Here is a 16,092-nt window from a genome sequence, read left to right as displayed (position 1 = left end):
CTTTTTTATAGCTAGTATTCAGAGTTGTAGGCTAGCGCTATCCGGACAAAAGGATAGTCTTTGTTGACATTGTTATGGTCTTGATAATGACCTTCCAATCTAAAGTAACCGGAGTAAAGGTTGAGACCGAAGTTCTTCCAGATACGCATTGAAGCACTTGTGGATACCGCGTGTAGAAAATGGTGGGATTTGTTGCCACTGATTGTGACAAAATATCCGCCACGATAATCTACACCAAATTTAAAGCGGTTTAATGTGCTCAAGGTGGCTGAAGCCCTAACATCGGCCCCGGGGCCATAATCGTATGTGCGGCTTTCACCAAAATGGAGATAAGGATCGGGTACAGCGGCCAGTACCACTGGACCACCACCAAGGATGGTTGTGAGCTTGGTACGGCTACCAATATTGAAGTTTGAAAAGACATTGTAATTGATGCTCTGTGATCCGTAATAAAAAGCTTCATTGCGTAGAAAGTCGAAATGCGCAGACACGATACCACGATGACGTCCTGTTAAATTGGATAAAATACGGTTACCGTATAACGAGGCATACACATTGACCGCATTGACGATGGAACTATCATCTGATCCAAGTTCCAAATTGAGGAAGAAGTCATCAAAGGGTTTCTTTTTGTCTAGATCATCGTTGGTGTAAATCAGTTTGATACGTGCATAGATGTCGTTCTTTCCTTTATTCAAGATGTCATGTTCCTTGGCATCAAACCGTCTTAGTCCCAATTCAACTTCGGTGTGCACTAAAGAACTGTCGACCACCGCACCTTTTACCTTATCTCCCCAGCGCCCGTCGAGCAGACGGTTGAGCCCGTTTATTGGATTGATCAGCATGGCCAATAGTTCTTTTTTATTACGTTGTCCTTTGGTCAGACTTGGGCGCGAAAGAATATGATGCGATAGTCTATGGGTCATTTCACCTAAAATAGTACCGCCAAAACTTGTGTTGATGATATCATTGATGGATGGTGGTTCCGTTTCACCTGCAGTTTCCCAGATATAGCTACCAGCTACGGTTGCTGCTGTCGATTGTAGAAAACTGTAGTTGTTGGATCGGAACGAATTAAAATAAAACTGACCGTGATAAGGATGCGCTATTTGATTTGTTGCAAAAAGATTGTCGTCCCAGGTCCAGGCAGACAGTTTTAAATGGCTAAAGAAGTTTTTAAAGGAAATATGGGAAACAGGATCTTTTCGAATGAAGTAATTAACCGAAGCAGGAATAGCTTGGATGGAAAACCACTCAATTCCCGCCCTTAAGAAATTCTTTTTTTGGTAGTCGAATAGACTGTCTGTTTGTTTTACGTTGATAAGATGATTGTTCCAAAGTCGTGGTTGCTCATCGTGGTACATGGGATATTTTTCGATAGGTTTCGCTCGAAATAGGCTATCTGAAGTCATTAAGGAATCTCTAGCTGGTAGGAATGCAGCCTTACTAGGCCCTATAATCCCGAGCTGGACAAGCAACAAAAAGATAAATATAAAGAGACTATAATGACGTTGGTTAATGCGTTGTTTGATCGAAATGAACATACTGTTTTGCGATAAAATTTGTAAAGAATAACAAATATAGGGGAAAAGTGTTTGTGTGATTAGTACCTTTGCGGCAATTATCCTGTTCAAGTAATTTAAAAATGAACAATACCTTTGAAATATTCAATATAAAATCGATTAATCTTAAGAATGAGTTGTTTGCAGGATTAACGGTCGCAATGACAATGATTCCGGAATCACTCTCATTTGCAATTTTAGCCGGGCTACCACCGTTGACGGGACTTTACGCAGCATTTTTAATGGGTTTGATCACTTCCGTTTTGGGAGGTAGGCCAGGGATGGTATCTGGAGGTGCTGGCGCAACGGTGGTTGTTTTGATGGCCCTGGCGGCAAGTCACGGGATTGATTACCTGTTTGCTGCTGTCGTCTTGGCGGGGCTCCTGCAATTTTTAGTTGGGCTTTTTAAATGGGGGAAATTTGTACGCTTAATTCCGCAGCCCGTTATGTACGGTTTTTTGAACGGACTGGCCATTATCATTTTTATGGCTCAAGTAGTCCAATTTAAGGTAAATACCGGACAGGGGGCGGAGTGGATGTCGGGAAGTACCTTATACATCATGGGGGGATTGACTCTGCTGACGATGTTGATTGTGATTGGATTTCCTCGGATAACGAAGGCTGTTCCAGCTTCTTTAATTGCTATTTTGGTTGTATTTGGCCTGGTTTCTCTTTTAGGTATTGATACCAAAAAAGTAGTAGATATTGCCTCTGTTAGTGGGACATTACCACATCTACATTTACCTAATGTACCCCTGAGCTGGGAAACATTGCAACTGATTTTTCCGTATTCTTTGGTGATGGCTGGAGTAGGGTTGGTGGAGTCGCTTTTGACACTGAACATGGTGGACGAAATAACGGCGAGTAAAGGAAATGCAAACCGCGAATCCATGGCGCAGGGGATAGCCAATACAATCAATGGATTTTTTTGGGGAATGGGTGGCTGTGCCATGGTTGCTCAAACACTGGTCAATTTAAATGCTGGTGCACGCACGCGGCTTTCTTCTTTTATTGGAGCGATGACCATCTTAGTGATTATTTTGGTAGGTGCTCCTTTTATTGAGCAGATACCCATGGCCGCGCTGGTCGGTGTGATGATGATGGTAGCCATTGGAACCTTCCAATGGGTGAGCTTACGGATCGTCAATAAATTTCCCAAATCAGATATTTTCGTTGGGATTATTGTCGCCGGAATTACCGTGGTTTTACATAATTTGGCACTTGCGGTGCTTATTGGTGTAGTGGTATCCGCACTTGTATTTGCCTGGGATAATGCAAAGCGCATTCGGGCAAGAAAATATTTGGATGCCGAGGGCATCAAGCATTATGAAATCTATGGACCTCTTTTCTTTGGTTCGACAGCTAATTTTTTGGATAAATTTGATGTTTTGGAAGATCCCGAGCGTGTGATTTTAGATTTTAAGGAAAGTCGTGTGGTGGATATGTCCGCCGTGGATGCACTCAACAAAATTACCGAACGCTACGCTGCACAAGGGAAAAAAATCGAATTGTGGCACCTCAGTGAAGATTGTCGCTCTTTGTTAAAAAATGCTGCGGGCATTGTGAAGGTCAATATCATGGAAGATCCAACCTATCGGGTCATGCCGGGCAAGTAGACTATTTTTTGCGCAGCTCAAAAAACAGTTCATTTCCCTGTCTTTGGGGAATACTATTGGTTGAATCTGTCAGCTTTAAAATGTCAAATTGCGATGCGAATAATTGTTGATATTCCGTTTGATCTCCACCGAAAGGTGGTCCCTGTTGTGCAAATTCCCGTTTGAACAATAAACCCATCAGTATACCCTGAGGCTTGAGCAAAGTATGCATTTGTTGTACATAGCTGGGGCGTAATGAAGGATCCAGTGCACAAAAAAATGTTTGCTCAATTATATAGTCGTACTGGCCCTGGTGCTGGAAGAAATCTTGACATACAATTTGGATCTGAGGGCTATTGGCAAACTCCTTTCTTACCTTCGCAACGAGGGTCGGAGCGATATCAAGTAAGGTAATTTGATGGAACCCCATGTCAAGTAGAGCCTTTGCTTCATAGGCATTTCCACAACCGGGAATAAGAATAGATGCATCTTTGGCAATAGACTCCGCTGCATAGTTGATAATAGCAGGAGAGGCATAGCCAATATCCCAGCCTGTTGCTTTGTTCTTATAACGTTCATCCCAATAGTTTCCATCCAATAGTGAAGAATTCATAGCTGTTTTGTTCTATATGCTTTAGCAATTTACATAAATATTAAGTCAATAGGGTGCTTCTCTTTGCTGAAAATTGCTTTTAGCTACCCGCTCGGAAGTTGATTTTATTGAGTAAAGTCGGAAAAACAATGAGCAACAGGGGTAAAGCAACGATAAATCCCCCAATAACTGCGATTGCTAGAGGCTGATGCATCTGAGCCCCTGTGCCGATGCCTAAGGCGAGCGGCATCAAGGCGATGATAGCGCCAATTGCAGTCATTAGTTTGGGGCGTAATCGGGTGCTAATGGCATAGATGATTGCCTGTGCCTTTGTCTTGGTTGCTAAAGTTTCCTGAAATTGTAGATAGGTGAAAATAGCATTTTCGCCAATTATCCCGACCATCATAATAAGACCCGTATAGCTGCCAACATTGAGGGGTGTGCTGGTAAGGTAGAGGAGTATAATACCTCCGGAAATACCCAATGTTGAGATAAATAAGATCGTAAGCGCAAGAAAGAAATTCCGAAATAGAAATAGCATGATCGCAAAAACCAATAAACAGGAGATGAGCAAAATTGTCAATAACTCGCCAAAAGATTGTTGCTGTTCGGCATAGGCTCCACCGTAGATAATGGAATAACCTGTTGGCAATTTGATCTGTTGGTCGATTTGCTGCCGGATTGATTGGATAGTTCCGCCAAGATCCCCATTGTCTAATCGAGCAGTCACAATACCTAATGATTGAAGATCTTCCCTATTGATCTCTGCCGATCCCGCAGTAATAGTAACATTTGCAAATTCGCTTAGTGGCTTCAGTATACCATTAGGGAGGGCGATCATGCTGTTGTTGATGTCACTGAGTGATTGATTTGTACGCGAGTTGTAAAGTAAACGTATTGGCGTGTATTGCACCTTATCAAAGATGTTGCCCACAATATTACCATCTAAGTTGGTCTGTAATTGACTTTGGAAATCGGCGAGAGAAATATTGTATTGTGCTAGTACAGGGAATTTGGGATTAACGATTATCGAAGGACCGGCGATGATAATACCGTCAAATACATCAGCTGTACCGTTAACCTTTTGTACAATGCTGGCTATTTTTTTTGAGTATGCCTGTATTGTTCTTTGGTCAGTTCCGAAGATTTTGATTTCTATTGGCTGGACGCTGCTCATTAGATCGCCAAGCATATCGCCGATCACCTGTCCAAAGTCAACTGTCAAAGGCAGCCCTGATGCTTCAATGCGATTTCGTATCTCGTCGGTGACTTCATTTGTTGTTTTATTACGCTGTTTTTTTAGCTGAATAAGATAATCGCCTCGATTCGGTTCCGTAATAAAAAAGCCCATTTGTGTGCCCGTTCTCCGGCTATAAGCTTCTACTTCCGGTGTAGAGGTTATTATTTTTTCAACCTGTTTCAGCTCCCTGTCTGTTTCTTCCAGCGAGGTTCCTGGAGGTGAGTTATAATCAAGAACGATACTGCCCTCATCCATTTCTGGTAGAAAACCGGTGTCGATCTTTGGCAAAATAACCATTGCACACAGTATTAAAATAACGATGAACGAATAACTTAGCCAGGGGCGGGCCAGAAAAAATCCTACCCATTTCCGTTCTTTGACATCATGATGCTGGGACGTTTGCTGCCTTTTTTTCTCGGATGAAAAAAAGAGGTAAATGACAGGAAGTAAAATTGAACTTGCAAAAAATGAACATATAAGCGTCAAGATCATGGTGTCGGTCATGACCTTGAAGTAGGCTCCAGCTACGCCGCTCATCAACATAAATGGTAGAAATATCACGATGGTACTAAGCGACGACCCGATCATGGCTTTTAGCAAGTAATTTATAGCTTTTTGCACAAGTGTTGTGGCCGTTTCTTCGGGATGTTCTTCGTGTGTACGGTGTATTTGTTCTACAACGACAATGCCATCATCGATAATAAGTCCGATAGCTGCTGCAATAGCTCCTAATGTCATGATATTAAACGTTTGCCCCATGGCGTAAAGCGATAAAATCGTCAGTGCCAGTGTTATCGGAATGGTAATTAGGATAACAAGGCTAGCTTTCCAGGAACGCAGAAAAATAACGGCTACAATAATTGCCAATAATAGTCCAATCCATAAAGCATCTGTTACGCTTTTTATTGAATCTTTTACAAAATCTGCCTGAACATAGTACGGTTTTAAGGTAAGGTCTTTCGGTAATGTTTTTTGGAGCTCACTGATTTTCGCTTCCATGGCTGTTGTCACGTCGACAACGTTGGCGTTGGGTTGTTGGATCACGGCGAGCAGAATGCTCTCTTGCCCATTGGCATTTACCTTTATGTATTGTTTGGCTTGGTGTACCATAATTTGAGCAATATCTCCGAGCTTAACAATACGGTTGCCATCGTTGCTGATGACCAAATTTTGCAATTGCGCTTCATTACGGATTTGTGCATCGGTCAAGGTCAAGTATAAAAAATGGAAATCAGCAGAGTAGCCATTGGATTTAATAAAGTTTGTACTATTGATGGCTTGTTCTATTTTAGTGGACGTAATACCCAATCGCGCCATCATCTGCTGATTCATGAGAACCTGGTATTCTTTGTCCTGACCGCCGATAATCCGCACTTCACTGACCCCGGGCACCTGGGAAAGAAATGGCTTAATGGTGTATAGGGCAAGTTGTTTTAGTTCAATTGGATCAAGTGTATTTGAGTTTAATGAATAGCCGATGACGGGTAAAATAGCAGGATTCATTTTCTCTACAGTGATATTAATATCGCTAGGCAATTGATTACGTATCTGGTTGATACTACTCTCTATTTGTTGCTTGGCCAAATCTATATTCATATCCCAGGACATGAATGCCGATATTTCGCAGCTCCCTCTACTGGTCGTACTTTTGAGTAATTGCAAATCAGGTACTTTTTTGATTGCATCTTCCAGTATTTTAGTTACGCCTACAGTCATCTGGTCAATAGGTTGTTGCCCAGCATCTGCTATAATCTTTATTTTGGGGAAAGTAATCTGCGGGAATAATGCCGCGTGAATCTTGGAATACGCATATATACCGCCCATAATGATCAGGAGTATCGAAACAAACAGGGGGATTTTATAAGTAACGAAGAATGATTTTTTCATGAGAAAATGCTTTTAGGGATACTAGGGTCCTATTATTTATCGTTTTCCATTTATTCTGATATGAACTGCAGCGGTGTCTGCCAGGCCGAAATTTCCGGATATTAACACGCGGTCTTTTGTTGTTAAATCGCCTGATTTCACTTGAATAAATTTATCTGTTTCGATACCTTTTTCGATTGTTGTCTTTATTGCGGTCGAATCATTCATGAGTTTCATTACCCAGAAAGAGGTCTGTCCTTCGTCGCTCAATACGGCCATCTTGGGAACCGAAAGGCCATAATCGAGATTTTTTGAGAAACTAATTGTGCCAATAAGATTCTCGGGAATGTCATTAGGAGCGACTTTTAATAAAATTTTTACTGTTTGGGAGACGGCATCCACCGTTGGCATGACCTTCGCTATTGAGCCTTGCAAAACAATGCCGTCTGGCAACGTAATCGGTAATATCTTTTTGCTTTTTACGACCTGAAGATATTCGTAGGGAACGTCCACTACAAAACCAAAACTGTTCGCGTCGGTTATCGTAGCCAGGATTTCACCATCCTGGACGTAATCGCCGATTTGATGATTAAGCATAGCGACGTATCCTGTTGCTGGGCTTACCACAGTGGTATTACCATTAAAATGAAACGATGGATCCAGTTTATTGATTGTATTGCCCAGGGCCCGGGCCTCTTTTGTCTCCAGACCGAATAATAACATTCCTTTATTGACATGATCGGCCATTTTTATGGTAATTTTTGTAATATAACCATTGGTGTTAGCCTTGACATCGGACTTTAATAGATAATATGCTGTTGCATTGAGCGTGACCATATTGGCTAGCTTGGCTGTATCCGAAGGAAATGCAATACTCACTTCGGTTGCCGGTTTTATGATCGGATCAGCTATGTTCACATTTTCACTTTTCCCTGAATGACAAGAAAACAGCAAATAAGAACATATGAAAAGGGCCAGAATATGTTTCATAATTATTGGATGATGAGGTATTTCATCTGATTTTTAAGTGTATATAACGCATTGTTATATTGGATAATATTTGCTTTTAGATTGAGGAGATTATTGATGGACAGGATAAAATCGACCATTTTTACGTCTCCAGTGGGCAATTGTTTTGCATTAGCCTCAACTAAAGCCTTCGCATATTCAATTTGCTGACTTGCCATTCCCAACATGTTATCATAATGTCGTATCTGATTCTGCAGATTGAAAACTTCTTGTTGATACTGGTTCTGCGTTTGTTCGAGGTATTTCTTTCGGGTTTGTAAGGCAAGGTTGTTTTGCTGCAATAGGAGTTGTTTCTGATGTCCGTTATAAATTGGTAAAGAGACTGAAAGACCGATACTCATACCAAAATTCTTAAAAGGGGTATGTGTGAGTGATGATTGGTAGCCACCATCGGAAAAAGCATTTACCTTTGGTTTGTAATCATATGCAATAACCATTGCCTCATTCGCCAGCTTTGTACTGTCAGCTTGAAATGATTTTGTATAAATACTTTCTTGAAAAGAAGGAATAAATGATATTTCTCCTAGATCAGGAAGGCTAAGCGCATGAAAGTTGGTATCGATAATTCCCGACAAGTAATTGAGCAGGGCATAGTTATTTTGCCAGTCTGCAGTCTGCTGCTGTAATGCAAGTTGATTTTGCTGTAATGTAACCTTAAAAGAAAGGTAGTCTGTTTGTTTAAACGTTGCTTTTTGTGTTAGTTTTTGTAGTACCAGATCTTCTTTGGACAATAAGGCAATAATTTCAGCGCTCAAGTCCATCTGTTTTTGGCTGGTGTATGTCGCAATGTATTGATCTGTAATCTGTCTATTAAGTGTTTGAATCGCAAGGTCTTTTTGTGTGAGAACTTGAGCGATACTATTTTTGTAAGTCTTGAGTCTTGTCGAGAGATTGTTCCGGCTGATAAATTCTCGCGAGACACGGACGCCTGCAAAGATTGATTGGCCGTTCGTTAGTGCATTGTCATAGCCCCAGCCTTTGCTATTGGGCGCATAGCTGGCATTACCTTCAGCGGTGACAATAAATCCATAGGTCGCTCTTAATTTTAGGCTATCAATGCGTGTAGAAAGCATCTGATTGTTGTAGTCTGTCAATAGGGGACTATTGAGCTGGGCACTTTTGATAAAATATGTCAAATTACTGCTTGTCTGTGCATTCGCCAGACTAAAAAATAGCAATAGTACCATGGCTATTGAATAAACTAGAGTTACTTTAAAATAGCGCATACCTTTATGTTTAGCTTATATTAAACAAATGTCTCCACAACAATAGTGGCTAAAATTAACGCCATTCATGTTGGGTTGTCGAATTACAAGACAAATTACAGGTGGATTTGGTAGAAATTTTGAATTTTGAGCCATTCAAACAATTTAATATATGCCATTATTATTACATATAATTATAATTATCTATTTAAATAGTTATTTTTGTCGCTGGTATTCAGATTTAAGTAGATTTTCTAAATCGATGGATCAATGATGTGCTATTGATTTGCGCTATCGTGGTCAAAGTTCGATTGGCAAGATGTCGTATTGGAGAGAAATCTTGAAATTCACGTGTGTTCCATACGATATTAAAATTTATAGCGTTCAATTACTCTAGTAGGGATAATCCCTGATGTTTTTAGATGAATTATATTAAAGTAGTTTTATTTATTGTTTTATTTCTAATTGTTGGTCTTGCCTACGCTAATCAAGATTGGAATGGTTTGGAGAGTGTGCATCACTATATCGGTTATTTGTTGTTATCACTATATATATCAGGCTCAACACTGTTTATGTATAAGCCTCTTAAAGGGGATAGAAAACTAAAACGACATTTTTTTATTCGATTTTCTGTAGTCTGCATCGCCTTTCTGCTACTTCTTGTCCCATATTTGATTCTTAAACAACAAAATGATGGTTTGGGGGCTGGATATTTACTCTATTTTATGACCGTCAGTCTTGCAGCACCGTTGTCCATTTATGCCTTTATTGAGATCCTATGGTTATTTACCCAAAAGAAATATCCGCAAATAGGTGTTAACCTATTGCTTGTTGGCTATATCTACTGCCTTTTTTTATTCACTGGTCTATTTGGATATTAAACCTGTGGGAGACACGGACTTGTCATCATCGTCTTTTAATCGGTTAAAATTAAACATGTTTCTGCTCGTTTTTCGAAAATTATTTTTTTTGTAAAAAGAATGATTGATCAAAATTGTTGTTTGCTTCTTATCCGGAAAATTGCTAATTTAATAAGGATTCTTAAACCTGAATTTAAAGAATCTCGAGACTAAACCTGATCAGGTCCTTGTTCTTGAAGATAACAATTTTATAACCAATTAATGGATTGAGGTATGATACACAAAGTAGTTTCCCTTGTATTGGGAGGAGGTCGAGGATCGCGCCTTTTCCCATTGACACAGCAACGTTCGAAACCAGCGGTTCCAATAGCTGGAAAATATCGTTTGGTCGATATTCCGATTTCGAACTGTTTGAATTCTGGCTATAATAAGATCTTCGTACTGACGCAGTTCAATTCAGCCTCTTTGAACACGCACATCAAAAATTCTTACAATTTCAGCATTTTCAGTAAGGGCTTTGTTGACATCTTGGCTGCTGAACAGACCAATGAGGGCGATCGGTGGTTTGAGGGTACGGCCGATGCTGTTAGGCGAACGCAGAAACATCTCCTGAATGTCGATTACGACTACATTCTTGTCTTGTCTGGTGATCAGTTATACCAAATGGATTATTCGAAGCTTATTGACTTCCATGTTGAAAATGGGGGTGATGTTACCATTGCGACCATACCAGTCAATGGTAAGGATGCTACGGGATTTGGTATTTTAAAAGCGAATGAAGCAAATGAAATTACCGCTTTTGTCGAAAAGCCCGATAAGGACGAAGTATTAAATTGGACCTCAGAGGTCTCGGAGGATTTACATAAGAAGGGAAGGCATTATTTGGCATCCATGGGGATTTATGTTTTCTCAAAAAATATATTGCGTAACCTTTTAATTGCCAACCCGGGGATGGATTTTGGCAAAGAAATTATACCCGATGCCATCGAAGCACTTCGGGTATTGAGCTACCAATTTGAGGGGTATTGGACCGATATCGGGACCATCAAATCTTTTTTTGATGCCAATATCGGATTAACGGATGATATCCCGGATTTCAACTTGTTTAATGAGACCGTATATACACGTGCGCGGATGCTTCCGCCTTCGAAAATTTCAGGAACGACTTTAAATAATACGGTAATTGCTGATGGATGTATTTTAAATGGAGATAAACTGGAAAGGTCTGTTATTGGGATACGCTCCCGTATTGGTGAAGGGACGGTTATTAAATCGACCTACATGATGGGAACAGATTACTATGAGCAATTGGAAGAAGTATTGGAATTGGGAAATACACAAAAGCCACCACCGGTAGGCGTGGGTAAACGTTGTTATATTGAAAATGCAATTTTGGATAAGAACTGCCGTATTGGAGATGACGTTCGTATCATTGGTGGACCGGGCTTGAATGATGGCGATTTTGATACGCATATGATCTGTGACGGCATCGTTGTTGTGAAAAAAGATGCTATCATTGCCAACGGGGTTACGATAGGATTTTGATAATTTATATATTTTGAAGTTAAAGTCTGCTGTGTATATAAATGGTGTAAACAGCAGACTTTCGTTGCTTTTTCCTTTGTTTTAATGATAAAATGGAGATTGATGCCCAATATTGTCGTGCTGTATAGAGTAATACTGTCAAAGAGGTAGTTTATAAATATTATCTTTGCGCATTATAAAATTTTTTAAGGCTAAAATGATCGATTACAGGAAACAGATTGTTTTTTATTGTCTACTGGTTTTACTTTTTGTAATGCCGGTTACCTCATTTGCGCAGATCCAGTTGGAACAACCTTCGGATTCGAGCAGCGGATCTCATTTTTTTAAGAAAATTCCTTACAAAGAACTTGCTGTTCCTGTTGGATTGATCACCTATGGTATTGTTGCCAAAGGGAATCCCTTTTTAAAAGGGATAGATGAAGACATTAGAGACGGTGTATCGAGAGGGAAGAGCGGAAAAATTAAACTGGACGATTTCACCCGCTTTGCTGGAACTGCCGGAGTTTTTGTTCTGGATGCGGTCGGGGTACCTGCGAAACATAACCTTAAGCAACGGCTGTTTACCACAGCGGTTTCCAATATTATCATGACTTCGACCGTAAAAATTATGAAATCTACGATTCCTGTGTGGCGGCCGGACAGTTCAGCGAACAATTCCTTTCCTTCAGGGCATGCTGCCACTGCATTTGTTGGAGCTGAACTTCTTTGGCAGGAATACAGACAGGAGTCAATTTGGTACGGAATAGCGGGTTATGCTGTTGCTGCTGGTACCGGTTATCTGCGGATGCACAATGACAAGCACTGGTTCTCAGACATCGCTATGGGAGCTGGGGTCGGTATCTTAAGTACTAAAATCGCTTATTGGTTGCTACCTTTGGTAGACAGTCGATTGCAGAATTCAAAAAAGAGTTATGTGGTATTACCAACCTATAATGGGCGGCAATTTTGTCTAAATGCCAGCTTACAGTTTTAGGCTCTTATTTTTTTAAGCCCCATTCGGAGCCTCTACATTGCTCGTACGCGGCTCGCCTGAAAACAAAATTTCCTAGAGATTATTCTTACAGGGATATAAATCCACTTTAAATCCCTGTGTTCACTGCAGTTTTTAGGTGTTCTACCTGAAGATCGGGACTGCTGTGTCAGGCATTTCCATTCCCTATTTTAAGCATGTAACGTTTCTGTGAATTTTAGATTAAAAAATCATATTAGTTTCGTTAATAAGATTTTGTTTTTTAAATTTAATAGACAATCTAATCCACTTTTGCTGTTTTTTATAAAAAGAGAGGCATGCAAAGTCAATAAACCAAAGTTGAACCCCACGGTTCTTTATTATTTTAAACCAATTTGTAATTATGATGAGAAATTTTTTTCTTCATGGAAAGGCGAGACCCATTAGCCTTTTGGGGCTCTGCCTGCTGTTTAGTCAGCCTGATTCTTACGCGCTGAATCTGGATCCGATCAATGCTATTGTCGATCAAGATCAGGTTACAGGGATCATCAAAGATGAGAAAGGTCAGGCATTAGCCGGTGCTACCATCACTGTCAAAGGAACATCCGTTCAAGCGTCCTCCAATCAACAAGGTGTTTTTTCTATTCGCGCAAAGCGTGGTGATGTTTTGGTCGTGAACTACCAAGGGTTTACAAAACAGGAAGTAGCGATTTCCGAAGGTAACGTGAACGTAGTTATGGTTTCGAGTGATCAGGCACTTGAAGAGGTCGTAATCATTGGCTATGGTAAGCAGCGGAAAGGGAATATCACCGGTTCGGTTGCTACCGTCAATGCAGAACAGTTAAAAAACATCCCCAGTTCAAATCTTTCCAATTCACTTGCCGGTAGAGCCGCGGGTGTCAATGTCACCAATACTTCGGGGATGGCCGGAGCATCGTCGAGCTTGCGTATACGGGGGAGTTTTGCCGAACCGCTCTATGTAATTGATGGCGTGGTTCGCGATAAAGCTGCATTTGATGTGCTTGAAGCGAACGAGGTTGACCAAATGACCTTCTTAAAAGATGCTGCCACAGCCGCAGTGTATGGCACCCGGGCCGGTAATGGTGTAGTGGTGGTTACGACAAAAAAAGGAACAGCGCAAGCACCTGTTTTTAATGTACAAAGTAATTATACTTTCAATACGCCAACACAGGAGCTCCTTGCTAATTTAACGACTGCGAAAGATGAACTCACCTATCAAAACCGGGTTGCCGAATTTCGTGGTCTTTCCATCCCAAATGGACAAAAAGAGTTTGATTATTTCAAGGACAAAAATTACAATGCCAATGACGTTATCTGGCGCAATCCGTTTACACATCGACAATCGATATCGGTTAATGGGGGTGGCGACAAAATTACTTATTATAGCTTGCTGAGCTACCGTAAAGAAAATGGATCTTATAAATCTTTGGATCATGAGAAATTTAATCTAAGGAGCAATATCTCCGCGCAGATTACCGAAGATTTCAGCATGGATTTTAATATTTCAGCCAACCAGACGAATTCGAAGCGCTTTTTTTGGCCATTCAGCACATCTTCGAATGATGATGATTTTGATGTATCCGATTTCTACCGCGTTACATTCAACTGGCCAAAGATGTATCCGTTTTACCTGAATGCAGACGGAACACCGAGCAATACACCAACGGCTTATCCTGTACAGACGCCTATGGGAAGCTGGCAGGCGTGGAATGTGATCGATCAGGTCATCGGGGATCGCTATATAGACCGTAAAGTGCGGCAGGTCAATCCTATTATGACCCTAAACTTGAAGCTGGATAAATTGGTACAGGGCCTTTCGACAAAAGTTGTAGGAAGTTACATTGCTCAAGACTATATGCGCAAGCGTTATATGAGTTTTCAAAAGAACTATACCTTTACCTCTTTAAATCCGAATGACAACCGCTTTATACCAGCTCCGCCATCAGAAGCTAATATTAATATTTTTACTTTTAGTCAGAGCCAGCCTTTCATGGATTACAGCCCACAGCGATTGTGGGAATATCAGGTAAACTGGTTTTTAAACTATAACCGCAAGTTTGGTAAACATTCCGTAGACGGAACATTGGTTTATGAACAGTCCAAAAAAGGAGGGACTTATGTCACTTCAAGGGCAGAAAATCCAATTACAGCCCTAGATCAAATGTTTATTTATCCTACAGATCGCAACTTTAGGTCGACAACTGCCAATGAAACGATCGATTCGAGACGTGGTATCATCGGGCGTGCCAACTACAATTATGCGGATAAATATATTGCGGAGTTTTCTTTTCGTTACGATGGTTCACCATTATTTCCGACGGATAAGCGGTGGGGATTTTTTCCTTCAGTATCAGCAGCCTGGCGTGTATCGGACGAAAACTTCTTTACGGATTTAAAAAATACAATATCGGATTTGAAGTTCAGAGCTTCTTATGGTACAACGGGTAATGATTTGGATGTCAATGCCAATCGAATCGGGCAATTTGGTTATTTAGAAAAGTATACCACCTCGGGCGGCTATATGTTTGGTGACCGCTATTATAATGGTATTGCGTATGGTGCAACCCCAACACAAAATCTAACCTGGACAACTTCTAAGAGTGTCAACCTGGGTTTAGATTTTGGATTTGTTAATAATAAGCTGACCGGTAGCCTTGATCTGTTTTCACGCAAGGAAACCAATATTCTTGGTCCAAGATCGTTGAAAGTCCCTGACAATTACGGTCGTGCACTTGCTCCCGAAAATTATGCGGCGAGAAGTTATAAAGGCGGCGAGATTTCTTTTAACTGGAATGACAGGGTTGGTGAAGTGGCTTATGGTCTCAATGCCAATCTGGGGTATGCCAAAGACCGTTGGGACATCATTGACGAAGAACCTTCTTATGCATCGGGCCAACCGCAGAACTTTCGCTCCAGAATTGGACGACCTGAGAATAGAATTATCGGCTTAGAATCCCTTGGTTTGGTTAGGACACAGGCGGAAGCTGATGCGTTGAAAGCAAAAGGATTTAAGACCTACGGAAGGGATCCTTTTCCTGGGATGATCTTATATAAAGATATTCAGGGAGCGAACTACTCCGGTGGTCCGGATGGGAAAATTGATGATAACGATTTGCAGTTATTGTCGGACAATAATTCTCCGCGCATCAATTATGGGTTTGGATTCAATGCGAGCTGGAAGGGCTTTTATGTCTCGGCCTTATTTCAGGGAGTTCTTGCTTATGATCGCATGATCAGTAATCAAGAAGGCGGCGGAATGCGCCAGCACGGCGATACTTTCCGTCCATATTATCCAATTTGGGCTTCCGATGTCTGGACACCGGATAATACCGACGCCAAATATCCGCGGCCAACAGGATACTCTGGCTGGGCCGAATCCGGTGCAGCCCCTTCGTCATTCTGGATAAGAAATGGAGCCTATTTGCGCTTACGTGACATTAATGTTTCTTATCGATTGCCGAAAAGCATGACAGAGAAACTGCGTGTGAAAGATGTCAATCTGTTTTTTAACGGGACCAATTTGTTTGTTTTTTCGCCAATGAAAGAGTTTCACGATCCCGAACAAAAGCTGTATGATTCTTATCCAGTCATGAAAACCTTTACGTTTGGACTTGATGTTAAATTTTAA

At 40.9% G+C, this 16,092-nt stretch carries 10 protein-coding genes; 5 read left to right on the top strand and 5 right to left on the bottom strand.

What is annotated here, in order from left to right; all coding sequences use genetic code 11:
• Positions 1-11: 11 nt before the first annotated feature.
• Positions 12-1,544 (bottom strand): DUF3943 domain-containing protein, encoded by a 1,533-nt coding sequence (locus GVK91_RS10670; protein WP_159728617.1) that lies wholly within the window; start codon positions 1,542-1,544, stop codon positions 12-14.
• Positions 1,545-1,645: 101 nt separating this feature from the next.
• Here GVK91_RS10670 and GVK91_RS10665 point away from each other — a divergent pair, with 101 nt between their 5' ends.
• The gene (locus GVK91_RS10665) at positions 1,646-3,178 is read left to right on the top strand and encodes a SulP family inorganic anion transporter (protein WP_159728615.1); all 1,533 of its coding nucleotides are present in this window, start codon (positions 1,646-1,648) and stop codon (positions 3,176-3,178) included.
• Position 3,179: 1 nt separating this feature from the next.
• On the opposite strand, the gene GVK91_RS10660 is transcribed toward GVK91_RS10665, so the two are convergent.
• From GVK91_RS10660 to GVK91_RS10645, 4 genes are all read right to left on the bottom strand, one after another.
• The gene (locus GVK91_RS10660; protein ID WP_159728613.1) at positions 3,180-3,770 is read right to left on the bottom strand and encodes a methyltransferase domain-containing protein; all 591 of its coding nucleotides are present in this window, start codon (positions 3,768-3,770) and stop codon (positions 3,180-3,182) included.
• 79 nt (positions 3,771-3,849) lie between these two features.
• The gene (locus GVK91_RS10655) at positions 3,850-6,876 is read right to left on the bottom strand and encodes an efflux RND transporter permease subunit (protein ID WP_159728611.1); all 3,027 of its coding nucleotides are present in this window, start codon (positions 6,874-6,876) and stop codon (positions 3,850-3,852) included.
• Between the two features lie 36 nt (positions 6,877-6,912).
• Positions 6,913-7,845, bottom strand: a complete 933-nt coding sequence (locus GVK91_RS10650; protein WP_159728609.1) for an efflux RND transporter periplasmic adaptor subunit — start codon at positions 7,843-7,845, stop codon at positions 6,913-6,915.
• A gap of 2 nt (positions 7,846-7,847) precedes the next feature.
• Complete coding sequence (locus tag GVK91_RS10645) at positions 7,848-9,110, bottom strand: TolC family protein (protein ID WP_159728607.1); 1,263 nt, start codon at positions 9,108-9,110, stop codon at positions 7,848-7,850.
• Positions 9,111-9,511: 401 nt separating this feature from the next.
• Here GVK91_RS10645 and GVK91_RS10640 point away from each other — a divergent pair, with 401 nt between their 5' ends.
• From GVK91_RS10640 to GVK91_RS10625, 4 genes are all read left to right on the top strand, one after another.
• Positions 9,512-9,970, top strand: coding sequence for a hypothetical protein (locus tag GVK91_RS10640; protein ID WP_153846926.1), 459 nt, complete (start codon positions 9,512-9,514; stop codon positions 9,968-9,970).
• Between the two features lie 252 nt (positions 9,971-10,222).
• Positions 10,223-11,494 carry a glucose-1-phosphate adenylyltransferase gene (locus GVK91_RS10635; RefSeq protein WP_153846927.1) on the top strand — a complete coding sequence of 424 codons (1,272 nt, stop codon included), beginning with the start codon at positions 10,223-10,225 and terminating at the stop codon, positions 11,492-11,494.
• Positions 11,495-11,690: 196 nt separating this feature from the next.
• Positions 11,691-12,467: a phosphatase PAP2 family protein gene (locus GVK91_RS10630; RefSeq protein ID WP_153846928.1), complete on the top strand. Its 777-nt coding sequence runs from the start codon at positions 11,691-11,693 to the stop codon at positions 12,465-12,467.
• A gap of 379 nt (positions 12,468-12,846) precedes the next feature.
• The gene (locus GVK91_RS10625) at positions 12,847-16,092 is read left to right on the top strand and encodes a TonB-dependent receptor (protein ID WP_200845591.1); all 3,246 of its coding nucleotides are present in this window, start codon (positions 12,847-12,849) and stop codon (positions 16,090-16,092) included.

It is taken from the genome of Sphingobacterium sp. 18053 (genome assembly GCF_902706145.1).
GTDB lineage: Bacteria > Bacteroidota > Bacteroidia > Sphingobacteriales > Sphingobacteriaceae > Sphingobacterium > Sphingobacterium paramultivorum.
The sequence above is the reverse complement of the archived record's forward strand: the minus strand, read 5'-3'. Positions and strand labels throughout refer to the sequence as shown.